Annotated in this window: 20 protein-coding genes and 1 pseudogene; 15 read left to right on the top strand and 6 right to left on the bottom strand. The window is 70.2% G+C overall.

Annotated features, from left to right (window positions below; translation table 11 throughout):
• The first annotated feature begins 30 nt into the window (after positions 1-30).
• The 4 genes from OHB41_RS05965 to OHB41_RS05950 all read left to right on the top strand — a co-directional run bounded on the left by OHB41_RS05965 (position 31) and on the right by OHB41_RS05950 (position 6,016).
• Complete coding sequence (locus OHB41_RS05965; protein WP_266696890.1) at positions 31-2,724, top strand: bifunctional acetate--CoA ligase family protein/GNAT family N-acetyltransferase; 2,694 nt, start codon at positions 31-33, stop codon at positions 2,722-2,724.
• A gap of 12 nt (positions 2,725-2,736) precedes the next feature.
• Positions 2,737-3,468: a CBS domain-containing protein gene (locus OHB41_RS05960; RefSeq protein ID WP_266696889.1), complete on the top strand. Its 732-nt coding sequence runs from the start codon at positions 2,737-2,739 to the stop codon at positions 3,466-3,468.
• Positions 3,469-3,496: 28 nt separating this feature from the next.
• The gene (locus tag OHB41_RS05955; RefSeq protein ID WP_266696888.1) at positions 3,497-4,006 is read left to right on the top strand and encodes a flavodoxin domain-containing protein; all 510 of its coding nucleotides are present in this window, start codon (positions 3,497-3,499) and stop codon (positions 4,004-4,006) included.
• 240 nt (positions 4,007-4,246) lie between these two features.
• Positions 4,247-6,016 (top strand): sensor histidine kinase, encoded by a 1,770-nt coding sequence (locus OHB41_RS05950; RefSeq protein WP_266696887.1) that lies wholly within the window; start codon positions 4,247-4,249, stop codon positions 6,014-6,016.
• 84 nt (positions 6,017-6,100) lie between these two features.
• Here the strand turns inward: OHB41_RS05950 and OHB41_RS05945 are convergent, their stop codons facing one another.
• The 3 genes from OHB41_RS05945 to OHB41_RS05935 all read right to left on the bottom strand — a co-directional run bounded on the left by OHB41_RS05945 (position 6,101) and on the right by OHB41_RS05935 (position 8,092).
• Positions 6,101-6,802 (bottom strand): response regulator, encoded by a 702-nt coding sequence (locus OHB41_RS05945; RefSeq protein WP_266696886.1) that lies wholly within the window; start codon positions 6,800-6,802, stop codon positions 6,101-6,103.
• A gap of 134 nt (positions 6,803-6,936) precedes the next feature.
• On the bottom strand, positions 6,937-7,599 hold the full coding sequence (locus OHB41_RS05940; RefSeq protein WP_266696885.1) for a CBS domain-containing protein: 663 nt from the start codon (positions 7,597-7,599) through the stop codon (positions 6,937-6,939).
• Positions 7,600-7,627: 28 nt separating this feature from the next.
• Complete coding sequence (locus OHB41_RS05935) at positions 7,628-8,092, bottom strand: cyclic nucleotide-binding domain-containing protein (protein ID WP_266696884.1); 465 nt, start codon at positions 8,090-8,092, stop codon at positions 7,628-7,630.
• A 301-nt stretch (positions 8,093-8,393) separates the two neighbouring features.
• Between OHB41_RS05935 and OHB41_RS05930 the strand changes: the two genes are divergently transcribed.
• The 4 genes from OHB41_RS05930 (at position 8,394) to OHB41_RS05915 (ending at position 13,886) form a co-directional block, all read left to right on the top strand.
• On the top strand, positions 8,394-9,302 hold the full coding sequence (locus OHB41_RS05930) for a universal stress protein (protein WP_266696883.1): 909 nt from the start codon (positions 8,394-8,396) through the stop codon (positions 9,300-9,302).
• 22 nt (positions 9,303-9,324) lie between these two features.
• Positions 9,325-11,955 carry a pyruvate, phosphate dikinase gene (ppdK, locus tag OHB41_RS05925; RefSeq protein WP_266696882.1) on the top strand — a complete coding sequence of 877 codons (2,631 nt, stop codon included), beginning with the start codon at positions 9,325-9,327 and terminating at the stop codon, positions 11,953-11,955.
• Positions 11,956-11,982: 27 nt separating this feature from the next.
• Complete coding sequence (locus OHB41_RS05920) at positions 11,983-12,801, top strand: universal stress protein (protein WP_266696881.1); 819 nt, start codon at positions 11,983-11,985, stop codon at positions 12,799-12,801.
• Positions 12,802-13,001: 200 nt separating this feature from the next.
• Entirely contained in the window at positions 13,002-13,886 is an 885-nt protein-coding gene (locus OHB41_RS05915) for a universal stress protein (RefSeq protein WP_266696880.1), read from the top strand.
• A 90-nt stretch (positions 13,887-13,976) separates the two neighbouring features.
• Here OHB41_RS05915 and OHB41_RS05910 read toward each other — a convergent pair whose 3' ends face one another.
• The 3 genes from OHB41_RS05910 to OHB41_RS05900 all read right to left on the bottom strand — a co-directional run bounded on the left by OHB41_RS05910 (position 13,977) and on the right by OHB41_RS05900 (position 15,829).
• On the bottom strand, positions 13,977-14,357 hold the full coding sequence (locus OHB41_RS05910) for a hypothetical protein (RefSeq protein WP_266696879.1): 381 nt from the start codon (positions 14,355-14,357) through the stop codon (positions 13,977-13,979).
• Positions 14,354-15,019, bottom strand: coding sequence for a DUF4389 domain-containing protein (locus OHB41_RS05905; RefSeq protein ID WP_266696878.1), 666 nt, complete (start codon positions 15,017-15,019; stop codon positions 14,354-14,356). The genes OHB41_RS05910 and OHB41_RS05905 overlap by 4 nt, the downstream gene beginning before the upstream one ends.
• A gap of 225 nt (positions 15,020-15,244) precedes the next feature.
• Positions 15,245-15,829, bottom strand: coding sequence for an Rv1733c family protein (locus OHB41_RS05900; protein ID WP_266696877.1), 585 nt, complete (start codon positions 15,827-15,829; stop codon positions 15,245-15,247).
• A gap of 421 nt (positions 15,830-16,250) precedes the next feature.
• Between OHB41_RS05900 and OHB41_RS05895 the strand changes: the two genes are divergently transcribed.
• From OHB41_RS05895 to pflA, 7 genes and pseudogenes are all read left to right on the top strand, one after another.
• On the top strand, positions 16,251-17,321 hold the full coding sequence (locus OHB41_RS05895) for a zinc-dependent alcohol dehydrogenase family protein (protein WP_266696876.1): 1,071 nt from the start codon (positions 16,251-16,253) through the stop codon (positions 17,319-17,321).
• 19 nt (positions 17,322-17,340) lie between these two features.
• Positions 17,341-18,027, top strand: a complete 687-nt coding sequence (locus OHB41_RS05890) for a helix-turn-helix domain-containing protein (protein ID WP_266696875.1) — start codon at positions 17,341-17,343, stop codon at positions 18,025-18,027.
• Between the two features lie 116 nt (positions 18,028-18,143).
• Positions 18,144-18,587 (top strand): pyridoxamine 5'-phosphate oxidase family protein, encoded by a 444-nt coding sequence (locus OHB41_RS05885; protein WP_266696874.1) that lies wholly within the window; start codon positions 18,144-18,146, stop codon positions 18,585-18,587.
• Between the two features lie 535 nt (positions 18,588-19,122).
• Positions 19,123-19,206 (top strand): annotated as a pseudogene (locus OHB41_RS05880) (ornithine carbamoyltransferase, subunit I); the annotation flags it as partial.
• Positions 19,207-19,209: 3 nt separating this feature from the next.
• The gene (locus OHB41_RS05875; protein WP_266696873.1) at positions 19,210-20,133 is read left to right on the top strand and encodes a carbamate kinase; all 924 of its coding nucleotides are present in this window, start codon (positions 19,210-19,212) and stop codon (positions 20,131-20,133) included.
• A gap of 145 nt (positions 20,134-20,278) precedes the next feature.
• Complete coding sequence (gene pflB, locus OHB41_RS05870; protein ID WP_266696872.1) at positions 20,279-22,537, top strand: formate C-acetyltransferase; 2,259 nt, start codon at positions 20,279-20,281, stop codon at positions 22,535-22,537.
• Positions 22,534-23,280: a pyruvate formate-lyase-activating protein gene (pflA, locus tag OHB41_RS05865; RefSeq protein WP_526024893.1), complete on the top strand. Its 747-nt coding sequence runs from the start codon at positions 22,534-22,536 to the stop codon at positions 23,278-23,280. Before pflB ends, pflA begins: the two co-directional genes overlap by 4 nt.
• Positions 23,281-23,397: the final 117 nt, after the last annotated feature.

Raw genomic sequence — 23,397 nt, 5'->3', positions numbered from 1 at the left:
AAGAGTCGAGAAGTTCCGAGGAGGTCCGAGATGACGGACGACGAGCGCGATCGCCCCACCGTGCACGCTTTGCTCGCGGACGGCACCACCGTGTGCATACGGTCCGCACGGCCCGGCGACCACGAGCAGCTGCGAGGGCTCTACGAGGAGATGTCCCCGGAGAACCTCCGGTTGCGGTTCTTCGCCGCCAGCCGCCGCTCCGCCGACCTGGCCGCGGACCGGGCCGCGGCGCCGGCCCGCCCCGGTTACCGGGCACTGCTCGCCGAGACGCACGGCCGGGTGATCGGCCTGGCCGAGTACGAGACCGTCGACGACCCCGAGACGGCCGAGATGTCGATCGCCGTGGCCGACGGGCTGCATCACCGGGGTGTCGGAACCCTCCTGGTGGAACACCTCGTCTCCGCCGCGCGTGCGGACGGCGTCACCACGTTCACCGCCGACGCGCTCAGCGAGAACCACGAGGTGCTGCGGCTCTTCACCGACCTGGGCCTGCGCGCCGGACGCCGGTTCGAGGGTCCCGAGGTGCGCTGCACCATCGCGCTCGACGAGGACGACACCTACCTCGCGGCCGTCGAGGCCCGTGGCCGGGCCGCCGACGTCGTCAGCCTGGAACCGCTGCTGCGCCCCGAAGCGGTCGCCGTGGTCGGCGCCGGACGCAGGCCAGGGTCGGTGGGGCGGGCTCTCCTGCACCATCTGCACGCTGGGGGCTTCACCCGACGACTCTTCGCGGTGAACCCCCACGTCTCCTCGATCCTCGGCGTGCCCTCCTACTCGTCGGTCAGCGCACTGCCCAAGGTCCCCGATCTCGCGGTCCTCGCGATACCCGCGGACGCCCTACCGGCCATGGCCGAAGAGTGCGGCAAGGCCGGGGTACGGGCACTGCTCGTGGTGACGGCCGGACTCGGCCCCCTCCAGGCGGAAGCGCTCATGACCGCGTGCCGCACCTACGGCATGCGTCTCGTCGGCCCCAACTGCCTGGGCATCTCCAACACCGACCCGGAGATCCGCCTCGACGCCACCTTCGCGGCCGAACACCCGCGCCCCGGCACCGCGGGCATAGCCGTACAGTCGGGCGGCGTGGGCATCGCCCTGCTCGACGGGCTGTCCCGGCTCGGCATCGGCGTCTCGTCCTTCGTGTCGCTCGGCGACAAGTACGACGTCAGCGGCAACGACATGCTCCAGTGGTGGGAGAGCGACGGCCGCACCGACCTGGCCCTGCTGCACCTGGAGTCCTTCGGCAACCCGCGGGCTTTCTCCCGCACCGCCCGGCGCGTGACCCGCCGGATGCCCGTCCTGACGGTCGACGCGGGCCGTACCGAGGCCGGTCGCCGTGCCGCCGCCTCGCACACCGCGGCCGCCGCGACCCGGACCATGACCCGACAGGCACTGTTCGCCCAGGCAGGCATCACCGCAACCCGCTCGGTGGGCGAACTCCTAGAAACCGCCGCGCTGTTGCACGCCCAGCCGCTTCCGACCGGGACCCGCGTGGCGATCGTCACCAACGCGGGCGGCGCGGGTGTCCTCGCGGCGGACGCCTGCGCCGAAGCAGGACTGTCCCTGCCCGCCCCCACTCCCGAGCTGATCGACGACCTGCTCGCCGTGCTGCCCGAAGGGGCGGCCGCGGGCAATCCGGTCGACGCCACGGCGGCCGTCACGGAGGACCAGCTCAGGGACTGCGTGGACCGGCTTCTGCGGTACCCGGGCATCGACGCCGTGCTCATGGCCCTCGTCCCCACCGCGGTCGCCGTGGCGACCGGCGACGACCTCGTCCGAGCCCTCACCGATGGCCCCGGACAGCGGGAACGGCCCGTCGCCGTCGTACGCCTTGAGCAGGACCTGCCGGTCAAGCTGCTGCCCGCGCGGGAGGGCGGCGCCGTCCCCTCGTACGCCGAACCGGTCGCGGCGGCCCGGGCCCTGGCGCACGCCGCCCGCCGCACGACCTGGCTGAACCGGCCCGCGGGCACGATCCCGGAGCTGGTGGGGGTGGACCCCACCCGGGCGCACACGGTCGCCGAGACCTATCTCGCCACCCATCCGGACGGCGGCTGGCTCGACCCGCGCACCTGCGCCGAACTCCTCGCCTGCTACGGCATTCCGCAACTTCCGTGGGCCTGGGCCGAGACCGAGGACGACGCCGTCATCGCCGCCGAACGGCTCCGTGGTGCCGACGGCCGCGTGGTCATGAAGGCCCACTGGCCCGGCCTGGTCCACAAGACCGAACAGCACGCGATCCATCTCGACCTCGAGGGCGACGCCCAAGTACGCGCCGCTTTCCGGGACTTCGAGACCCGGTTCGCCGGACTCATGACCGGAGTCGTGGTCCAGCCGCTCGCGGCGCGAGGCACCGAACTGTTCGCGGGCGTGACGCAGGACGACGTCTTCGGCCCGCTGGTGCTGTTCGGGCTCGGCGGCACGGCGACCGAGGTGCTGGCCGACCATGCCGCCCGCCTCGCACCGCTGACCGACCACGACGTACACGACCTGATCACCGCGCCGCGCTGTGCGCCCCTGCTGCTGGGCACGCACGGCAGCCGGCCGGCTGATCTCCAAGGCCTCGAACAGCTTCTGCTGCGGCTGTCCCGCATGGCGGGCGACCTGCCGCAGCTCGCCGAGGCCGACTTCAACCCCGTCCTGGCGACACCCGCCGAGGTCACCGTGCTCGACGCACGCGTCCGCCTGCTGCCGCGCCGCGCCCAGGACCCCTACCTGCGCCGACTGCGCTGAGGAGGAACAGAGATGAGGCAGGACAAGGTCGGATCGGTGATGGCCACGGAGGTCGTCACGGCCCGGTACGGCACGCCCTTCAAGGAAGTGGCCCGGCTGCTCCATGAGCACCGCATCAGCGGACTGCCGGTGATCGACGAGGACGACAAGGTCCTCGGCGTGATCTCGGAGACCGACCTCATGGTCCGGCAGGCGGCCATTCCGGACCCCTACGAGACACCCCGCCGGTTCCGGTTCCCCGGGCTGACCCGCGGCGCCCGACGACAGGCCGCCAAGGGGCACGCCCGCACGGCCGAACAGCTGATGTCGGTTCCACCGGTCACCGTGCACGCCGACGACACCATCGCCGAAGCCGCCCGGACCATGGCGCGCAGCCGTGTGGAGCGGCTCCCGGTGGTGGACGACGAGGACCGAATGGTCGGCATCGTCACCCGCCGCGACCTGATCCAGGTCTTCCTGCAGCCGGACGACGTGATCCGTCGCGAGGTGATCGACGAGGTGCTGGTCCGCGCGCTGTGGATGACTCCCTCGACCGTCGAGGTCGGTGTGCACGAGGGCGTCGTCACCCTCGTCGGCCATGTGGAGCGCCGGAGCGAGGCAGAGATCGCCGTCTCCATGACCGACCGGATCGACGGCGTGGTCGCGGTGCTCGACAAGCTCACCTACCGGATGGACGACTCGCACGTGCGACCGGACGAGCCGGCCCTGCACGGTGTCACCGAGACATGGCTGCGCAAGCTGTGAAGCCCGCGGCGGGAAGAGGGGTACCGACATGGTGAGCAAGGTGCTCGTCGCCTACGGGACGACGAACGGATCGACCGCGTGGATAGCCGAGACGATCGCCGAAGTCCTGCGGAAGGAAGGCCTGTCCACCGAGGCGGTGCCCGCGCGGTCGGTGAAGAACGTCGACTCGTACGACGCCGTCGTCGTGGGCGGCGGCCTGTATGGCGGGCGCTGGCACAAGGACGCCCGCCGCTTCGTCCGCCGGCACGGCCGTGCGCTCGCCGGGCGCCCGCTGTGGTTGTTCAGCAGCGGTCCACTCGACCTATCGGCCACGTACAAGGACATCCCGCCTGTGCCCGGCGTGCGGCGGGTCATGACCCGGCTGGATGCCCGTGAACACGTCACGTTCGGAGGCTGTCTGGAGGAGGGCGCCAAAGGATTCGTCGCCCGGAAGATCGTTTCCTCGGGGAAGGGAGGGGACTTCCGCGACCACGAGCGGATCGAGACGTGGGCAACACGCGTGGGTGCCGAGCTGTTGTCCGTGGCACATACGGGGTGAAGCAGCGGCAGCCCGTGCCGCGATGGAATGGGGTGCAACCGGAACCGTTCGTTGCACCCCCGTTCTGCTCCCGGAGCGCGGTGTGACCGGAAGCGGCCCCAGCGACGCCTGCCCCGCTGAACTTCCCTCAGGAGTCACGTCATCGGGCAGTGCGCGGTGATGCCCAAGCCGCCCAAGCAGTACGGTGAGCGCAGGCGAACTGGTGCGCGGTCTTGATCGCTGAATCGGCTGGAGGAAGCGATGGGCGCGGAGGACGCGGACTTGCGTGGGGAACCCGGGCAGCATCTGCCCAGGCTTCGGCTCGACGAGCTGCTGGGCGAGCTCCAGGTGCGTATCGACGCGGTGCGTGGTACCAGGGACCGTCTGCACAGCTTGCTGGAGGCCGTCCTCTCGGTCGGGCGGGAGCTGGACCTGCCGCAGGTGCTGCGCAGCATCGTGGAGGCCGCGGTGGTGCTCGTGGACGCCGAGTACGGGGCGCTCGGCGTGATCGGCGGGGACCGGAAGCTGTCCGAGTTCCTGACCGTCGGGATCGACGAGGAGCGGCGCGCGCGGATCGGGGCGCTGCCCAGCGGACACGGGCTTCTCGGCGAGCTGATCCGGCGCCCGGTGCCCTTGAGGCTGCCGGAACTCTCGGAGCACCCGGAGTCGTACGGCTTCCCGGCCCACCACCCGCCGATGCACTCCTTTCTCGGGGTTCCGATCAGGGTGCGCGACGATGTGTTCGGGAACTTGTATCTCACCGAGAAGCGCAGCGGTACGCAGTTCGACGCCGAGGACGAGTCGGTCCTGTCGACGCTGGCGGTCGCGGCCGGGGTGGCCATCGAGAACGCGCGGCTGTACGAGGAGACGCGCCTGCGGGAACGCTGGCAGCGGGCCAGCGGAAAGGTCACCAGCGTCCTGCTGACCGGCGCGCCCGGCGAGGAGGTGCTGGAGCTCATCGTCGACGAGGCCCGGAAGATCGTCTCCGCGGACATGGGAATGATCGCGGAAGGCGTTCCGGGCGAGGAGGCGCTGCGGCCCGCGCTGGCCGTCGGGCTCGGCGCGGAGCAGCGCGGCGGCCTGGTGATGTCGACGCGGGACGGCTTCGTCGGAGCCGCGCTCAGCTCCGCGGAGCCCGTGGTCAGTGCCGACATCGCACACGATGGGCGCGCGAGCGAGGGCGAGGCCCAGTGGGCCGGGCTCGGACCCGTCGTGGCTGTGCCGCTCGGCATCAGCGGGAAGGCTCGGGGTGTGCTGCTGCTCGGGCGGGTCCAGGGCGGCGCACCCTTCGGCGACGCGGACACCGGCCCGCTGCTCGGGTTCGCCGACCAGGCCGCCCTCGCCCTGGAACTGGCCGAACGGCGCCGGGACGCGGAACAGATCGCGCTGCTCCAGGACCGCGACCGCATCGCCCGCGATCTCCACGACCTCGCCATCCAGCGGCTCTTCGCGGCGGGCATGACCCTGCAGAGCGCCCAGCGCTTCATGGAGCACGCCGAGGGCATGGAGCGACTGACACGCACCGTCGACGATCTCGACGAGACCATCAAGATCATCAGGTCGACGATCTTCGGCTTGCGGACACACGGTGGGTCCGGCCGAGAGGGCAACGGTCTGCGCGGCCGGGTCTCCGAGGCGGTCACGGCCTCGACCACGTCGTTCGGGTTCCCGCCGGCGCTGCGGATCGAGGGGCTCGTGGAGACCGATGTCCCCGGCGACATCGCCGACCACGCCGTCGCGGTGCTCGGCGAGGCACTGAGCAACGCGGCCCGGCACTCCGGGGCACGGGCCGTGGACGTCCGGCTTCACTGCGCCGGGGGCGAGTTGACGCTCACCGTGACGGACGACGGCTGCGGAGTGCCAAGTGACGCACGGCGCAGCGGGTTGAAGAACATGGAGGAGCGGGCCGTCGCCCTCAGGGGCGCATTGACGCTCGGCGAACGGCCCGAGGGCGGTGGCACGCGGCTGGTGTGGCGGGTACCGGTGGGCGCACCCAGCGCTGGGCCGGGACCGGGTCCGGCGAATGACTGAGACAGCCGGTGACCTGCCTGTGCGTACGGTGTCCGGCGGCTGCGGGTGACCAGGGCCGGTCGCGCAGGCCGGCACTCCCCGGGGTCAGCGACTCTTGCGGTCGGCGGTGTCGGGGTTCTCCAGGTGGCTGGCCAGGACCGCCGCCTGGACTCGGCGCTGGACACCGAGTTTGGCCAGCAGCCGGGAGATGTGGTTCTTCACCGTCTTCTCGGACAGGTACAGCTTCTTGCCGATCTCCCGGTTGGTGAGCCCGTCCCCGATGAGTGCGAGGATGTCCCGCTCGCGGGGTGAGAGGCCGGCGAGTTCGGGAGCGAGGGCAGGTTCCCCGGCGGGGTCGGCGCGCAGTGACCGCATCAGCCGGGCCGTCGTGGTCGGATCCAGCATCGACTGGCCCGAAGCCACGGTGCGGACTGCCGAGACCAGGTCGGAGCCCTTGATCTGTTTGAGTACGTATCCCGAGGCTCCGGCCATGATCGCGTCGAGGAGGGCTTCCTCGTCGTCGAAGGACGTCAGCATCAGGCAGGCCAGTTCCGGCATCTGGCTGCGCAGCTCGCGGCAGACGCTGATCCCGTCGCCGTCCGGCAGGCGGACGTCGAGCACGGCGACGTGCGGACGCAGCGCCGGGCCGCGCACCAGTGCCTGTTCGACGCTGCCCGCGTCGCCGACCACCGAGATGTCCGGCTCGGCGTCCAGGAGATCGGTCAGGCCACGGCGTACGACCTCGTGGTCGTCCAGCAGAAAGACCCGGATCGGGTTCTGTTCCGTGAAGGCACGCGCCTCGGCCATGAAGACCCCTAGTTGAGTTTCAGTAGTGGACTACGGCCCACCAGCGGGTTGTGACGACGATCATCACCCTCCGGGGCCGAACACACTAGGGCCGACCGGCCCAATTCCCTCGCGGCCCTGGAATCGACCGCCGGTCACCGCACCTGCTGCGCCGACGGGCCCGTGAGGTCGAACTCGACGTCCACCACACCCTCAACGGCCCGCACCAGGCGCGCGGCCACGGGCACCAAGGAGGTGTCCCGGACGCGCCCGGCGAGGGTGACGACCCCGTCCCGTACCTGCACCCGTATCGGTGACAACGGCGCACGGAACAGATACGACACCACTTCGCGGCGGACCTCCTCGGCGATCTCCTCATCGTCGCGCAGGAATACCTTGAGGAGATCGCCGCGACTGACGACGCCTTCCAGCAGGCCCACGTCGTCGACGACGGGCAGCCGCTTGACCTTGGCGTGGGCCATGGTCCGGGCGGCCTGCGCCAGGGTCGCGCCCGCCCGGACGGTGAGGGCCGGGGCGGTCATGAGTTCCTCCGCCGTCACAGCGCCGGCCTTGGCGAGATCGGAGAGCCGTCGCAGCTGCGTGTACCGGTCAGGATCGCTGTCGCGGAACTCCTCCTTGGGGAGGAGATCGGCCTCCGAGACCACGCCGATCACTCGGCCCTCGCCCTCCAGGACGGGCAGGGCGCTGACATTCCACTGCTCCATCATCTCCACGATCTCTTTGAAGTTGGCCCTGCGGCCGATGGAGGCGACGGTGTGGGTCATCACGTCGCTGACGATGTGCGGGGTACCGTGCACGGTGACTCCTCAGTGGATTCCGATGCGGTCAACGATCGACTCCGCTGCCGTAAGGCGCGTACAGGTCAAGGAGTCGTGTTCTGGCCGAACGCAGACGGCGTCCGACGGTGTTCCCCACCCACTGACCCACTGCCATGCCCAGGGCGGGATCGGCCTGGCACATGGCCCGTACCACGTCGGCGTTGAACTCGTAGGCGCGCACCGGGCTCGTGGCCTCGGCGCCCATATGCCAGGTGTGCGGTGCGTACAACCAGGACCAGCCGACGAGTTCGTTGTGGCCGAGAGTCTCGATGGCCGCGGCTCGGCGACCGGGCACACGCATGTCGAGGGCCACCGTGCCGCTACGGATGATCCAGAACCGGTCCGCGCGATGTCCCTCCTCGAACAGGCGGGTTCCCTGAGGGAAGGACACTTCCCGGGCGATCTCCATGAGCCGCTCGGCGCACTCGGCCGGCAACGCCCGCAGCATGCTGGAAGTGGGGGAAGCGTTCATGATCCTGGCCTCTTCCTGGAGCGCGAGACTGCTACCTCCAATTTCTCTGTGAAGCCCCGTATTCACCATGGGCCGACCGGCCCCGAGGCCGGGCCGCACGGCACCGGGCCTGGACACGCGGCCGACACTTCCCCCCACTGTGTGCAAAGGGCCGCCGTTCCGGGCGGGGCAGGGCCGACAGCACTTGGGCCGAAGGGCCCCTCGGGAGGGTCTGCACGGCCTCTGCACCCATGCCGGCCCTGAGACGAGGCTCGTCGGGAGAAGAGGAAATCCACGGGCATGCACGCTGGAGGTGCGGATCATGCTTCGACACGTCGCCGCGGGGATCGACGGTTCTCCCGAAAGCCTGGCCGCCGCTCACTGGGCGGCCCGGGAGGCTGTACGCCGAGGCACGGCGCTGCGTCTTGTGCACGCCTGGAAGTGGCAGCCGCGCCCTACCGCGTCCGTACCGGCGGACATGCCGCAGAGGGCCTGGGCCGAGGAGACGCTGTCACGGGTGTCGAACACGGTACACGCCGGCCACAGCGACCTCCTGATCATCGGCGACTTGCTGGAGGACACGCCGGTCACGGCTCTTCTGGCCGCGGCCGGGCAGGCCGACCTGCTAGTTCTCGGTTCCCGTGGGATCAGCGGAGCAGCCGGGTTCCTGACCGGATCGGTGTCACAGCGGGTGGTCGCCAGGTCGATGCGCACCGTCGTGCTGGTGCGGGCGGGACGGTGCGGCACCGACGAGCACTTCTGCGCGATGGACGGGATATCCCCGGAGGAGATACCCGAGACCCCGTACCGCGATGTCGTGCTGGGCCTCGACATCGAGGAGCCGTGCGACGAGCTGATCGAGTTCGCCTTCGACGCTGCCCGGCGCCGTGCAGCCCCCCTCCGCGTGATCCATGCTTTCGGCGGCCCGTCCGCCTACGCCGCGGCCGGCCGGCTCACTCCCGTTGACGGCCCGCAACTGCTCGCTGAACAGGAGCGCTTCGTGGTCGGGACACTGCGTCCCTGGTGCGAGAAGTTCCCTGAGGTCGCCGTGACCGAGACCGTCGCGAAAGGGCGGGCTGCCGGTTTGCTGATCCGGGCCTCGGCCGACGCGGGTCTCGTGGTCGTGGGACGGCGGATGCGGGAAGCCAGGTTCGGCACCCACATCGGATCCGTCGCGCACGCTGTGCTGCATCACGCCCCCAGTCCCGTCGCCGTCGTCCCGCACGTCTGAGCAGCACCGGAGGATGAGAGAGATGACCCGGTACGTGTACGGATTTGCCGAGGGCGGCCGTGACATGGCGGACCTGCTCGGCGGCAAGGGAGCCAACCTCGCGGAGATGACCCGGCTGGGGCTGCGGGTACCGCCCGGCTTCACCGTCACCACCGACGCCTGCCGGGAATACCTCGCCACGGGCAAGGAGCCGGCGGAGCTGGCCGCTCAGGTCGCGGCGGCAATCGGCGAGTTGGAACGTGGCGCCGGTCGTGAACTCGGTGGGCGGGACAACCCGCTGTTGCTGTCCGTGCGTTCGGGCGGCAAGTTCTCCATGCCCGGCATGATGGAGACGATCCTCGACGTCGGCCTCGGTGACGAATCCGTCCTCGGGCTCGCCAAGGCCACAGGCTGTGAGCAGTTCGCACGGGACTCCTACCGCCGCCTCCTGCAGATGTACGGCCGCACGGTCCTCGATATCGACCCGGCACTGTTCGACCGGCGCGGGACCACCGGCGACCCCGCCGGGCTCGTCGAGGACTTCAAAAGGATGATCCGGCACGCGACGGGCGAGGAGTTCCCGCAGGACCCGGGCGAGCAACTGCACCGGGCGATCCATGCGGTCTTCCGCTCCTGGAACAGCGAACGAGCCCGCCTGTACCGCCGTCGCGAACACATCCCCGACGACCTGGGCACCGCTGTCAACATCCAGGTGATGGTCTTCGGGAACCTCGGTCCGGACTCCGGGACAGGTGTCGCCTTCACCCGCGACCCGGCCACCGGTACCCGCGGCGTCTACGGCGACTACCTTCCCAACGCGCAGGGCGAGGACGTGGTGGCCGGCACCCGCAACGCCGTACCGCTCGCCGAACTGGAACGGCTCGACCCGTCCTCGTACCGGCAACTCATCAACCACATGAACACTCTGGAGCACCATTACCGGGATCTGTGCGACGTCGAGTTCACCATCGAGCGCGGCACGCTCTGGATGCTCCAGACCCGGGTCGGCAAACGCACCGCCGAAGCCGCCTTCCGCATCGCGGAGGCCCTCGTCGACGAGAATCTGATCGGCGCGGACGAAGCGCTCGCCCGGGTCGGTGGGACACAGCTCGCCCGACTCATGTTCCCCGGCTTCGCCGCGCACATGACCACGAAGCCGCTGGTCCACGGCGTCCCGGCTTCACCAGGCGCAGCCGTCGGCGCGATCGTCTTCGACTCGGCCGAGGCCGTGCGGCGCGCCGCGACGGGGGAGAAGGTGATCCTCGTACGCCGCGAGACCACCCCCGACGACCTGCCCGGAATGGTCGCGGCCGAGGCCGTGATCACAAGCCGTGGCGGCAAGACCAGCCACGCGGCCGTGGTGGCGCGCGGTATGGGCAGGGTGTGCGTATGCGGTGCCGAGGAACTGACGGTGGACGTGGAGACACGGACGCTCACCGCACCCGACCGGACCGTGCTCGCCGAAGGCACGGTGATCTCCGTGGACGGCACGGCGGGCACGGTCCACCTCGGCGCTCTGCCGCTCACCGACTCGCCGGTGAGCCACTTCCTGGACACCGGGGAACACGACGGAGCGCTGACCGCGGCTGTGGCCCGTACCCTCGAACACGCCGACGCCGTGCGGCGCTTGGGGGTGCGTGCCAACGCCGACAGCCCGGAGGACGCGGCACGTGCCCGCCGCTACGGAGCCGAAGGCATCGGACTGTGCCGCACCGAGCACATGTTCCTCGGCGAGCGGCGGAGCCTGGTCGAGGCGATGATCCTCGCCGAGGACGAGGCAGGGCGCCGCACCGCACTGGACGCGCTGCTGCCGCTGCAACGGGCCGACTTCGTCGGCATCCTGGCAGCTATGGACGGGCTGCCGGTGACGATCCGGCTGATCGACCCACCGCTGCACGAGTTCCTGCCCGACCACACCGAGCTCGCCGTCCGCGTCGCCACTCGACCCACCGCGCACGACCGGCGTCTGCTGGCCGCTGTGGAGCGCATGCACGAGAGCAACCCGATGCTGGGGCTGCGCGGCGTGCGCCTGGGACTGGTCGTCCCGGGACTGGTCGAGATGCAGGTACGGGCGATCGCCGAGGCCGTCGTGGAACGCCGGCGGGCCGGGGGAGATCCCCGGGCCGAGATCATGGTTCCGCTGGTGGGGACGGTCGAAGAACTCAGGATCGTACGGGCGGCGGCGGAGCGCGTACTCGCTCAGGTGTCGGACGCCGCCGGGCACCCCGTCGGCTGCCCCATCGGCACGATGATCGAACTGCCCCGTGCCGCCCTGACCGCGGGGCGGATCGCCGAAGCCGCCGACTTCTTCTCCTTCGGCACCAACGACCTGACGCAGACCACGTGGGGACTGTCCCGCGACGACGCCGAGGCATCCTTCTTCCCCGGGTATCTCGACCAGGGCATCATCGCCACCTCGCCTTTCGAGACCCTCGACCGGGACGGCGTCGGCCGTCTGGTCCGGATCGCCGTCGAAGAGGGCCGTGCGACCAGCCCCGCCCTGAAGATCGGCGTCTGCGGCGAACACGGCGGGGACCCGGACTCCATCCACTTCTTCCACGACACCGGCATCGACTACGTCTCCTGCTCGCCATTCCGCGTCCCGTCGGCCCGCCTCGAAGCGGGGCGAGCGGCACTCGAGAACCGGGCCGACGGCACGACAGCCGCCACCTAGACAGCATTGACCAAGGGGAGGGACGACATGACCACCCGTCATGTGACCGTCGGAGTGGACGGCTCGCTCATCGCCGTACGAGCGCTGGACCGGGCCGCCGAGGAAGCGCTGCTGCGCGGCGCCCCGCTGGACATCGTGTACGCCGTGCCCGACGCCGACGAAGCCGGTCCGGTACTGGCGTCCGCGGTCGCGCGCGTGCGCGAGCGGCACCCAGGACTACCCGTCACGGCCTCGGCCTTCCAGGGCGGACCGGTCCAGGCGCTGGCCCGGCACGGCCGAGACGCGGCGCTCACCGTCATCGGCACAAGGGGCCTCGGCAGTCTCGCCGGCTTATTGTTCGGCTCGGTGAGCCTGCGGCTGGCCGCGCATACGCGAGGTCCGCTGCTCGTCGTACGGGGGAACTACAGAGCAGCCGGCCGTAGCGAGGTGCTGCTCGGCCTGGAGGACGAGGCCGGCATGGATGCCGCGGGTTTCGCCTTCGCGGAGGCGCAGCGTCGCGGGCTCCGGCTGCGTGTGTTGCACGCCGGCCCCCGGTATCGCCCGGCGGCCTCCCTTCCTGCACCGGTTGCCGCGGATCAGGTCCGCGACGGTGCGGGCCAACAGGCACAGACCGAACCGTCTTTACCGTGCCGTGCTGTGGCCGGGGCACGGGAGCAGTATCCCGGGGTCGAGGTGCAGACCCGCACGGTCGGCTCCGACCGGATGCGTGCACTGCTGGAGGCGACGCGTGATGCCGCCGTCGTGGTGGTCGGTTCTGGCAGCCACTCGCACCGCATCGGTCCATGGCCGGGGCCCCTCGCCGCCTTCCTGCTGCATCACTCCCACTGCCCGGTCGCGGTCGTCTGAACGAGCCTCGGAGAACGATGCCCGGGTCGTTCGGTCCTGAATGCACATGGAGGGCTGGCGCGCCGCTACTGGCGCTGCCTGCGCGTCCATTGACGGGTGACGCGGGGACCGGTCGGTCCCTGACCGGGGGACCAGCGGCCCCTCCTGACACAGGCGTGGCACGCGGAGACTGAGAGGCGTCCCCCTGAGGAGGTCCGCACATGTTCCGCAACGTCACCGTCGGCCTGGACGGTTCGCCCGAAAGCACCGCAGCCGCCGACTGGGCCGCCCACGAGGCGCTGCTGCGCGACGCGCCCCTGCGCCTCGTGCATGCCTGGCTGTGGCAGCAGGCCTATACCTACTTGCCTTTGGCGGGTGCTGCTGTGCCGCCCGTGGACGATCAGCAGGAGGAGTGGGGCCTGCGCCTGCTGCGGGAGACCGCGGCACGGATCGCCGAACGCCACCCCGGTCTGCGCGTCAGTGCCGACCTGATCGCGGAGCCGCCCGTCACGGGCCTCCTGGCCGCCGCTGAGGACGCCGATCTCCTGGTGCTCGGATCCCGGGGCCTGGGCGGCGTGAGGGGGTTCCTGGTCGGCTCCGTCGCACTCGCCGTGGTGGCCCGTGCCAAGGCTCCGCTCGTCCTCGTACGAGCCGGCGAGCGCGCCGAGGAACAGCCCCCGACGGGCGATGTCGTGCTCGGGCTCGACCTGGAGCATCCGGACGCTACCGTGATCGGGTTCGCGTTCGACGCAGCTGCCCGCCGAGGGCGAAGCCTTCGCGTCGTCCACGGATGGAGCCTGCCGCCCTACTACGGATACGGTGGCGCCCTGGACGCCGGACTCAACTTCGAGCTTGATGCGCACGCGCGGCGTGGGCTGGCCGAGGTGCTGCGGCCGTGGCAGGAGAAGTTCCCCGGCGTCGAAACGCACCGGCAAGTGGTCGTCGGCAGCGCGGCGCCTCACCTGGTGGATGCCTCGCGGGACGCGGCCCTGGTCGTTGTCGGGCGCCGCAGTCGTCGTTCACCCGCGGGCCTGCATGTGGGACCGGTCACGCAGGCGGTCCTGCACCATGCCATGGCCCCGGTCGTGGTGGTCCCGCACGACTGACCAGCCAGCTGATGCGCCACAAGCCCACGGGCCCGGAACCAAGGTTCCGGGCCCGTGGGCTTGTGGGGTTCCACCGCCGCCGATCCGGATTCAGTAGAGGGATCCGGGCCAGTGGGAGGCCACGGCGACGATGACGCCCACGTCGAACAGGATCCCGACGGTGAGCCACGGATGGAACCAGATCGCCTTGAGAGCGAGTCCGCTGGAAGCCGCCACGATCGCGGCGCCCGGCCACCAGTCGCTGCCTGCGGCGGCGCCCGCCCCGGCGACGAGGTACAGCGTCGCGGTGTACCAGGCGAGTGCCCGCGCTGCGGCCCGGGTCGGCGGGGCGGATACGCGGGCAGCCGTGAACGCCCAGGACTGGCCGGCGTCGATGGGGGTCCGCGTGCCGGTCGGCAACCGTGCCGACCAGACACCGGGGTGCAGCAGTCCGTGCGCGATCAGGAACCCCGCCACCAGCACGCCGATCATGACCGGTCCTCCCGGTGGGTGGGTTCTGAGCCGCCCACATCCAGTCGGAAGGGCGGATAGCTGTCCGTCATGAGGGTGGCGTACGCCGCGACGCGAAGGGCCCACCGGTTGAGGCCGAGGACCAGGTCGTACAGGTCCTTCGGGTATCTCCCCGTGAAGGCCAGGGTCACGGCGGCGATGATCGTGAGGACCGGAATGAGCCCGCCGTACCACACACCCAGCCGTGGGCCCCCGAGGAAGAAGCCGATGACGACGTAGTGCGGGGTTGCCAGGAGCCACCACTTCACCAACACCAGGCCGCGGGAGAGCCGCTCAGGGTAGGCGATGTCCAACCGGGCAGGGTATTGAGGCTCCTCGCCCAGGCTGAACGGCGGGTATCGGTCAGTGCCCAGGGCGCCGTAAGAGTAGTAGGCAACCCGCCAGGTCCAGCGCAGGACCCCCAGGTTGAAGTCGAACAGCGTACGTGGATAGCGCTCGGCGAGCAGGATGGCGAAGAACGCGATCACGCTCACCACGGTGAACGCGATCCAGAGGAGGAACAGGAGTACGTAATGGGGGACGGCGAGGATCCACTTCGCCGGCCACAGCCACCGGGACAGCGGATCGTCCAGACGTGCGTTCACCCGGACCGGGTTGTCCGGGACCTTCACCAGGCTCCACATGGTGCCCCTCCTTCACCCGGCGTGCGAGACGCCGACTTGGTCTCATGGGCCGGCGTGGCCGCTCGCGGCGCCCCCTGCGAGAGCCGTGTGCCCGGCGGGACGCCGGTCGGTCCGGAGTGTCCGCACAGTCCGCGACAGCTCGTGCGACGGCGGGGCGACCGGGAACGGTCGCCCCGCCGTCGGATGTCCTCCGCCGCGGGCCGAATCCCCCTGCCGATTTCTGCGTCAGTTGGTCTTGCGCCGCCACTGCGGTCCGAGCTGCTCCCACTCACGGCCCCATCGGTCGTAGAGCCGCTGATCGAACCGCCATTGGACGACGCGTCCGGCGGCGAAAGCCAGGCCGGCGAAGGCAAGTGCGGCTGCGGCCCCGAACACGTCCGCCTCCACAGCGGCCGTTGAGGCGGACGTCGGTTCGGTGGTGAGCCGCTCTCTGCCGTTCAGCCAGACGACAACTTTCGATCCGGCTCGCTGCCCGGGATCCAGCAAGGCCCGGCCGGTACGTGTGGCGCCGTCCTTCGCCGTCCAGCGGACGGTGGCCCGGACCTGGTCGTAGGGCGTGCCCGCTCCCATGTTCACGGTCGGAGCCGTGCTCTCGACGAGAACGGCCTGGACCGGGTGCCGCTCGCGGCGAACCTGCGCGAAGGACTTGTCGGCGGTGTGGGCCGTCTGCACGCCGATCAGGGTGCCGCCGATCGCGATGACCATCCAGACGGCCAGCACGATCCAGGCCCCGACGACGTCGTCGTGTCGTCGCAGAGGATTGCTCCGCCACCGCCACAGCAGTCGCCTCACACGCCTGGTCCCGCGCATCCGACCGCACCTCCTCGTCGTCTCGTCACAGACAGGACGGTGGCAGCGGGGACTGCACGGCGGGCAGGGGCCGTCCAGGCGGTATCGCGGGCCGTCCGGGCCCCACCGAGGTCCGGCGGTGGGCCGTTCGGCCCTCGTACGCGAAGTGCGGCGCCACCGTCCACGTACGCGAGACCCGCGGCCGACCCGAACAGCCCGCCCGGTCCCCCGATGGGGACCGACCGGCCCAAGCGGACAGCAGCTGTCACGCTCAGGCTGGACATACAAGTTCAATCCACGCGTGGGGCGATCGCCGAAGGGCTTTCCACCCTTGTCGGAGCCGACACGGCGGACACGGGCCACGGTAGTCGCAGGCAACGGTGAAGCTCCATGCCGTCCTCCTCCACGACCGGCGTCCGCCGGGCACAGAGAAGGGGTCGTCATGAAAGCACTTGTGTTCCATGGTTCGGGAAAGTCCGCGTGGCAGGACGTCGCGGATCCCGCAATCCAGGACGCCACCGATGCGATCGTCCGCGTCGACGCGGTCACCATCTGCGGGACCGACCTGCACATCCTCAAGGGTGACGTACCGGAGGTCCGCCCCGGCACGGTGCTCGGACACGAGGCTGTCGGGGAGATCGTCGAGGTGGGCACCGACGTCAGCACGGTCCGCCCCGGCGACCGGGTCCTGGTGTCGTGCATCACGGCGTGCGGCCGCTGCCGCTTCTGCCGGGAGGAGATGTACGGACAGTGCCGCGGGGGCGGCGGCTGGATCCTCGGCCATCTGATCAACGGCACGCAGGCCGAATACGTCCGCGTACCGCACGCGGACCTGTCCACCCATCCGCTGCCCGGCGCGGTGGACAGCAGGGACGCCGTGCTGCTGGCCGACATCTTCCCCACCGCCTACGAGGTGGGTGTGCTGAACGGGCGGGTACGGCCCGCGGACACCGTGGTCGTGGTCGGAGCGGGACCCATCGGGCTCGCTGCTATCACCACTGCACGGCTCTTCACCCCCGAGAGGATCATTGCCGTGGACCTGGCCCCAGCACGGCTGGACGCCGCCAAGCACCTCGGCGCCGACGCCGTGGCCGTCGCGGGGGAGGAAGCCGAGCAACTGGTCGCCGACCTCACGGAAGGGCTGGGGGCGGATGTCGTCATCGAAGCGGTGGGGGTGCCGGCGAGTTTCGAGACATGCACACGCATGGTGCGGCCCGGTGGGCACGTGGCCAACGTCGGCGTGCACGGCAAGCCCGCGACACTTCACCTCGAAGACCTGTGGACCAAGAACGTGACGATCACCACCGGACTGGTGGACACGTACTCCACCCCCACCCTGCTGCGCATGATGGCAGCCGGACACCTGCCCACGTCGTCCCTGGTGACCCATACCTTCCCGTTGGAGGCGATGGAGGAGGCCTATGACGTCTTCTCGAGGGCCGCGGACACCGGCGCCCTCAAGATCGTGCTCGGCGGCCCGCAGCACGACGCCCTGACGGTCACGACATCCTGAGACGAGGAAGTGAACGGCCATGTCGGAACAGACATCGACGCACGCGTCGTCCGCCACCGCGGACCACGCGTCGGGCGACATCGGGCACCGTATCGCCCGACGACGCGAGGAACTCGGCCTGACCCAGGAAGAGACCGCCTCCCGCGCGGGTACTGCTCCCGGATACATCAGGTACCTGGAGGAACAGTGCACCGCCATGCCAGGCATGAGCGTACTCATCCGCCTCGCCGACGTCCTAGAGACCAGCGTGGCGACCCTGCGCGGCGGCGAAGCCGACCTGCCACCAGGGATCGGCAAGGCCGCCCACCACTCCGAGCTGATGGAACTGAGCGCCGAAGAGTGCCGGGCACGGCTGTCGACACACGGTGTCGGAAGACTTGCGACGGACACTGCCGACGGACCGCTCGTCGTCCCCCTCAACTACACAGTCGTCGACGATGCGATCGCTTTCCGGACGGCACCAGGCTCGGCGCCCGCCGAAGTGGTCGGCAGCGACGTGGCGTTCGAGGTCGATCACATCGACGAAGCGCTCAGCCAGGGCTGGAGTGTCCTCGTACGCGGCCGCGCCCGGGCCGTGACGGACGCGGACGGCGTGCGACGTCTGGAGGAACTCGCGTACAGCGCTCCGTGGGCCGGTGGCGAACGATCCCTGTGGGTGTGCGTCGATCCGGCCGCCGTCACCGGGCGCCGGATCGACGTGCCCTGACCGTCGGTACCGGCGGCCGCCGCTCCGTCGTCCGGCGGGGACCGGTCGGCCCCGCGGCCCGCCGTTCCACAGGCGGCAACGCATGCCACCGCACCCCCTGAGAGTTGGACCCCGCGATGAATCCCAACGACGGCTTCCGTGAACTCGACCGCGAGGAGTGCCTGCGTCTGTTGTCGCGGGTCCCGATAGGCCGCGTCGTCCACACGCGCCATGCCCTGCCCGCCGTTCTGCCGGTCAACTTCAGTCTGGACGCCGATTTCGCGGTGGTGATGCGGACTTCGGCCGACTCGGAACTGGTCGCCGCGATCGACGGTGCGGTGATCGCTTTCGAAGCGGACGAGGTGGATGCGTCAGCCCGTTCCGGCTGGAGCGTCGTGGTCACCGGACGCGCCGCGATGGTGACCGATCCAGACGAGCATGGCCGGCTCACCCGTACCGGCCCGCGCTCCTGGGTGGCCTCGCCCGTGGAGGTCTTCATCCGGGTCGAGCCCGAACTGGTGACCGGCCGTCAGCTGGAAAGGGGGCGCTCCGTCTACGGGCTGGGGCTGTCCTCGCCCTGATCATCGCTTCGGCACGCGAACGGCACCGCGGTCACCCCGGGCCATCCGGGGGGACCACGGAGCCGTTCGGGACGTGCCGAACGGGACCATTGGCCCCGGCGGGGGACACGTGGCCACTGACCGCGATGGCGTCCGCCGAGCAGGATCGTTCACGGATCGCGTCGTTCGCAGCCTGTCCCCGGTGGTCCGCGCAAGGAGCGCGACTATGCCCCGTACGCCAAGAATTACAGAGAGGGACGCCCCCAACGCGTCGCTCGGACCTGCCTCGGCGACCGCACTCGTGATGGGCAGCGTCATCGGTACCGGAGGCTTCGCGCTCCCTTCGGCCTTGGTGACCTACGGCACCACCTCGCTCGTGTCGTTCGGCGCCGTCACGCTCGCGCCGGCGGTGAGTCCGGCTCGCTGTCCAAGCGTGTCCCGGCGAGCGGCGGCCCGTATGTCTACGCTCGTGAAGCCTTCGGCGAGTTCGCCGTTTCCTCAGCGCCGGCCGTACTGGATCAACGCCGTCGGCCGGCAACGCCGCGATTTCCCCTTCTCGCCTGCCTCCGTGGTTTTCGACCAGGCGGAGAACCGACCGCACACCATCAAAGCCGTGCTCGTCGCCACTCTGGAGAGCTGAGCCATGCGCATCGTCATCGCCCTCGGCGGCAACGCCCTGCTGCACCGGGGCGAACGCCCCGACGCGGCCGTTCAGGAAGCCAACGTCGACCGGGTCACCACCGCCATCGCCGCCCTCGCCCACGAGCACGAGATCGTCATCACGCACGGCAACGGGCCACAGATCGGCCTGCTCGCCGTCGAGAGCGCCGCCGACCCCGTCCTGAACACCCCCTATCCGCTGGACCTGCTGGGCGCCCAGACCCAGGGCATGATCGGTTCCCTGCTGGCCCGCAGCCTGCACGACGCCCTGCCCGGTCGTCGGATCGTCGCCCTGGTCACCCACACCCTGGTCCGGACCGACGACCCGGCCTTCGAGCACCCCACGAAGTTCGTCGGCCAGGTGTACCCCTACGACATCGCGACGTCGCTCGCCCGTAGACGTGGCTGGCACGTCGCCGCCGACACCACCGGCTGGCGCCGTGTCGTCCCCTCACCGGCACCTGAACGGATCATCGAGACCCAGACCGTCCACGAACTCCTGGGCAGCGGCACCCTCGTCATCTGCGCCGGCGGCGGAGGCGTCCCCGTCACCGCCGACCGCGACACCGGCGCGCTGACCGGCGTGGAGGCCGTCGTCGACAAGGACCTCACCGCGGCGCTGCTCGCCGAGGACCTGGAGGCCGACTTCCTGCTCGTCCTCACCGACGTGCCCTGCGTCTACACCGGGTACCGCACCCCCGGGCAGCGGCCGCTCCTCGGCGCCACGCCCGCCGAGCTGCGCCGGGGCGGCTTCACCGACGGATCCATGGGGCCCAAGGCGGAGGCAGCCGCGCGCTTCGTCGAGCGCACAAGGGGGCTGGCCGCGATCGGCGCCCTGGACGCGGCGTACGAGATCGTCCACGGCAGGTCGGGCACCCTCGTCCGACCGGACCTGCCCGTCGCGTAAGCGCGTGCGACCTCGGGGCCGAACGGCCCCTGCCTGAGGCCGAACGGCGCAGACACAGGCACTTCACGGCCCTCCCGGCGGTGTTCGCGCCGCCCGAGTATCGAAAGGGAGACATCCCAGTGCGGAGCAGAGGAGACCACCGGCGATGACAGCGACAGTGACGGCCGGGACGCGGGCACTCGAAGCATGGCGCGGCTTCTCCGGCACGCGATGGCGTGAGCGTATCGACGTCCGTGACTTCATCCAGGCCAACTACACGCCGTACGAAGGCGACGCGACCTTCCTGGTCGGCCCGACCGACCGCACCCGTGCCGTGTGGGGTACGGTCAGCGCCCTTTTCCCGGACGAGCGGCGCAGGGGAATCCTGGACGTCGACACCGCGACCCCTTCGACGATCACCTCGCACGCGCCCGGATACATCGACCGTGAGCGGGAGCTGATCGTCGGACTGCAGACCGACGCCCCCCTGAAGCGCGCGATCATGCCCAACGGCGGTCTGCGGATGGTCGAGAACAGCCTGAAGGCATACGGCTACGAGCCCGACCCCTTCGTCACCCGTGTCTTCGGCACCTACCGCAAGACCCACAACGACGGTGTGTTCGACGCCTACACCCCCGTGATGCGCGCTGCCCGCAAGGCCGGGATCATCACCGGACTGCCCGACGCCTACGGCCGCGGCCGGATCGTCGGCGACTACCGGCGTGTGGCGCTGTACGGCACGGCCCGGCTGACCGCTGCCAAACGCGCCGAACGAGCCCGGCTGGACGCCGAGCCGTCGACCGAGCACATCATCCGCGACCGCGAGGAACTCGCCGAGCAGATCAGGGCGTTGGACGAACTGACGCGGATGGCAGCCACGTACGGCTGCGACGTCTCCCGCCCGGCGACCACTGCCCACGAGGCGGTTCAGTGGCTCTACCTCGGTTACCTTGGCGCCGTGAAGGAGCAGAACGGCGCCGCCATGTCGCTGGGCCGCACCTCCACCTTCCTGGATGTCTACCTTCAGCGGGACCTGGACGAGAACAGGGTCGACGAGACCCGCGCCCAGGAGCTCATCGACGACTTCGTGATCAAACTGCGGATCGTAAGGTTCCTGCGCACCCCGGAGTACGACGCGCTGTTCTCCGGCGATCCGACCTGGGTGACGGAGTCCCTCGGCGGTCTCGGCGCGGACGGCCGCCCGCTGGTCACCCGCACCACCTTCCGTTTCCTGCAGACCCTCTACAACCTCGGTCCGGCGCCCGAGCCCAACCTGACCGTGCTCTGGTCGCCCCGGCTGCCGGCGGGATTCAAGGAGTTCTGCGCCAGGGTGTCGATCGACACCAGCGCCCTCCAGTACGAGTCCGATGAACTGATGCGACCGTGCACCGGCGACGACACCGCGATCGCGTGCTGTGTGTCGGCGATGGCGGTCGGCAAGCAGATGCAGTTCTTCGGGGCACGGGTCAACCTCGCCAAGGCCCTGCTGTACGCGATCAACGGTGGCCGGGACGAGGTGTCCGGCGAGCAAATTGCGCCTGAGGCACCCGCGTTGACCGGGGAGTATCTGGAGTACGAGGAGTTGTCGACCGCGTACGACCGCATGCTGGAGTGGCTGGCCGGGACGTACGTCAACACGCTGAACGTCATTCACTACATGCACGACAAGTACGCCTACGAACGCATCGAGATGGCATTGCACGACCACCCGGTGCACCGGTTCATGGCGTGTGGCATCGCGGGTCTCTCGGTCGCCGCCGACAGCCTGTCCGCCGTCAAGTACGCGCGGGTGAGGGTCATCCGGGACGAGACCGGGCTCGCGGTGGACTTCGAGACCGAGGGCGACTGGCCGGCGTACGGGAACAACGACGAGCGTCCGGACGCCCTCGCGGTCGGGCTGGTCGACTCCTTCATGGCGAAGGTGCGCAAGCACCCGGCCTACCGGGATGCCGAGCACACCCAGTCCGTGCTGACCATCACGTCCAACGTCGTCTACGGCAAGCACACCGGCAACACCCCCGACGGCCGTCGGGCCGGGCAGCCCTTCGCCCCCGGCGCCAACCCGATGAACGGACGTGACCGGCACGGCGTGGCCGCCTCAGCGCTGTCGGTCGCCAAAATTCCGTACGAGCAGGCCCGCGACGGCATCTCGCTGACGACGACGATCACCCCTGAGGGCCTGGGACACGCTCCTGTCGAACGGGTGGGCCACCTGGTCGGCATTCTTGACGCCTACATGTCCGCCGGTGGCTTCCACATGAACGTCAATGTCCTGGACCGGGCCATGCTGGAGGACGCGATGGAACACCCCGAGCAGTATCCGGAGTTGACCATCCGCGTCTCCGGCTACGCGGTCAACTTCGTCCGCCTGACCCCCGAGCAGCAGCTCGATGTGATCAGCCGTACCTTCCACGGATTGCTGTGAGCGAGCCGAGGGCCGCGACAGCGGGCCGGATCCACTCCTGGGACTTGTCCACCGGCGTGGACGGTCCCGGGACCCGGTTCGTCCTCTTTCTCAGTGGCTGTCCGCTGCGCTGCCTGTACTGCGCCAACCCCGACACCTGGCACATGAGGGACGGACGGGCGGCCACGGTCGACGAGGTGATGGCGGAGATCGAGAAGTACCGGGCCTTCGTCACCACGGCCGGGGGAGGGGTGTCCATCACCGGCGGCGAGCCGCTGCTCCAGCCCGCCTTCACCGGCGCGGTCCTGCGTCGCTGCAAGGAACTGGGCCTGCACACGGCTATCGATACCTCCGGGTTCCTCGGTGAGCGAGCCACGGACGAACTCCTCGCGGACACCGACCTGGTGCTGCTGGACATCAAGTCCTTCAGCAGCGAAACGTACCGGTCGCTGACCGGCGGAGAACTCACCCCCACACTGGACTTCGCCGCTCGCCTGGACCGCCTGGGTGCTCGGGTGTGGATCCGATACGTTCTCGTCCCCGGCTGGACCGATGACCGGCAGTCAGTGGAGGGGCTCGCCCACTTCGTCGCCGGACTCGGCAACGTGGACCGAGTGGACGTGCTGCCTTTCCACAAGCTGGGAACCTCGAAGTACGAGGCTCTCCGGATTCCGTTCCCGCTGCGTGACAACCCGGTGCCCGGACCGGCGTTGACGGAGCGAGTCCGTGAACAGTTCAGGGAGCAAGGACTGACGGCCTACTGAAGTCCTGCCGATCGGAGCAGGGGTCGCGCACGACGGACAGGCACCCGGTTCCGAGCGAGAACGCCTCCGGCGGGTTGGCCGGGAAGAGCCGATGGCGGGGCAGGCGGTCGGCCACCG

Source organism: Streptomyces sp. NBC_01571 (genome assembly GCF_026339875.1).
In the GTDB taxonomy this organism is placed as follows: domain Bacteria; phylum Actinomycetota; class Actinomycetes; order Streptomycetales; family Streptomycetaceae; genus Streptomyces.
This window is presented reverse-complemented; position numbering and strand designations above follow the sequence as displayed.

Excerpts from the sequence above, each read along its gene's own strand:
- OHB41_RS05955 (WP_266696888.1), top strand. The coding sequence starts at position 3,497 with ATGGTGAGCAAGGTGCTCGTCGCCTACGGGACGACGAACGGATCGACC.
- OHB41_RS05915 (WP_266696880.1), top strand. The coding sequence starts at position 13,002 with ATGTTCCGCAACGTCACCGTCGGCCTGGACGGTTCGCCCGAAAGCACC.
- OHB41_RS05965 (WP_266696890.1), top strand. The coding sequence starts at position 31 with ATGACGGACGACGAGCGCGATCGCCCCACCGTGCACGCTTTGCTCGCG.
- OHB41_RS05875 (WP_266696873.1), top strand. The coding sequence starts at position 19,210 with ATGCGCATCGTCATCGCCCTCGGCGGCAACGCCCTGCTGCACCGGGGC.
- OHB41_RS05930 (WP_266696883.1), top strand. The coding sequence starts at position 8,394 with ATGCTTCGACACGTCGCCGCGGGGATCGACGGTTCTCCCGAAAGCCTG.
- OHB41_RS05905 (WP_266696878.1), bottom strand. The coding sequence starts at position 15,019 with ATGTGGAGCCTGGTGAAGGTCCCGGACAACCCGGTCCGGGTGAACGCA.
- OHB41_RS05920 (WP_266696881.1), top strand. The coding sequence starts at position 11,983 with ATGACCACCCGTCATGTGACCGTCGGAGTGGACGGCTCGCTCATCGCC.
- OHB41_RS05960 (WP_266696889.1), top strand. The coding sequence starts at position 2,737 with ATGAGGCAGGACAAGGTCGGATCGGTGATGGCCACGGAGGTCGTCACG.
- OHB41_RS05945 (WP_266696886.1), bottom strand. The coding sequence starts at position 6,802 with ATGGCCGAGGCGCGTGCCTTCACGGAACAGAACCCGATCCGGGTCTTT.
- ppdK (WP_266696882.1), top strand. The coding sequence starts at position 9,325 with ATGACCCGGTACGTGTACGGATTTGCCGAGGGCGGCCGTGACATGGCG.
- OHB41_RS05900 (WP_266696877.1), bottom strand. The coding sequence starts at position 15,829 with ATGCGCGGGACCAGGCGTGTGAGGCGACTGCTGTGGCGGTGGCGGAGC.
- OHB41_RS05885 (WP_266696874.1), top strand. The coding sequence starts at position 18,144 with ATGAATCCCAACGACGGCTTCCGTGAACTCGACCGCGAGGAGTGCCTG.
- OHB41_RS05950 (WP_266696887.1), top strand. The coding sequence starts at position 4,247 with ATGGGCGCGGAGGACGCGGACTTGCGTGGGGAACCCGGGCAGCATCTG.
- OHB41_RS05895 (WP_266696876.1), top strand. The coding sequence starts at position 16,251 with ATGAAAGCACTTGTGTTCCATGGTTCGGGAAAGTCCGCGTGGCAGGAC.
- pflB (WP_266696872.1), top strand. The coding sequence starts at position 20,279 with ATGACAGCGACAGTGACGGCCGGGACGCGGGCACTCGAAGCATGGCGC.
- OHB41_RS05890 (WP_266696875.1), top strand. The coding sequence starts at position 17,341 with ATGTCGGAACAGACATCGACGCACGCGTCGTCCGCCACCGCGGACCAC.
- OHB41_RS05935 (WP_266696884.1), bottom strand. The coding sequence starts at position 8,092 with ATGAACGCTTCCCCCACTTCCAGCATGCTGCGGGCGTTGCCGGCCGAG.
- OHB41_RS05910 (WP_266696879.1), bottom strand. The coding sequence starts at position 14,357 with ATGATCGGCGTGCTGGTGGCGGGGTTCCTGATCGCGCACGGACTGCTG.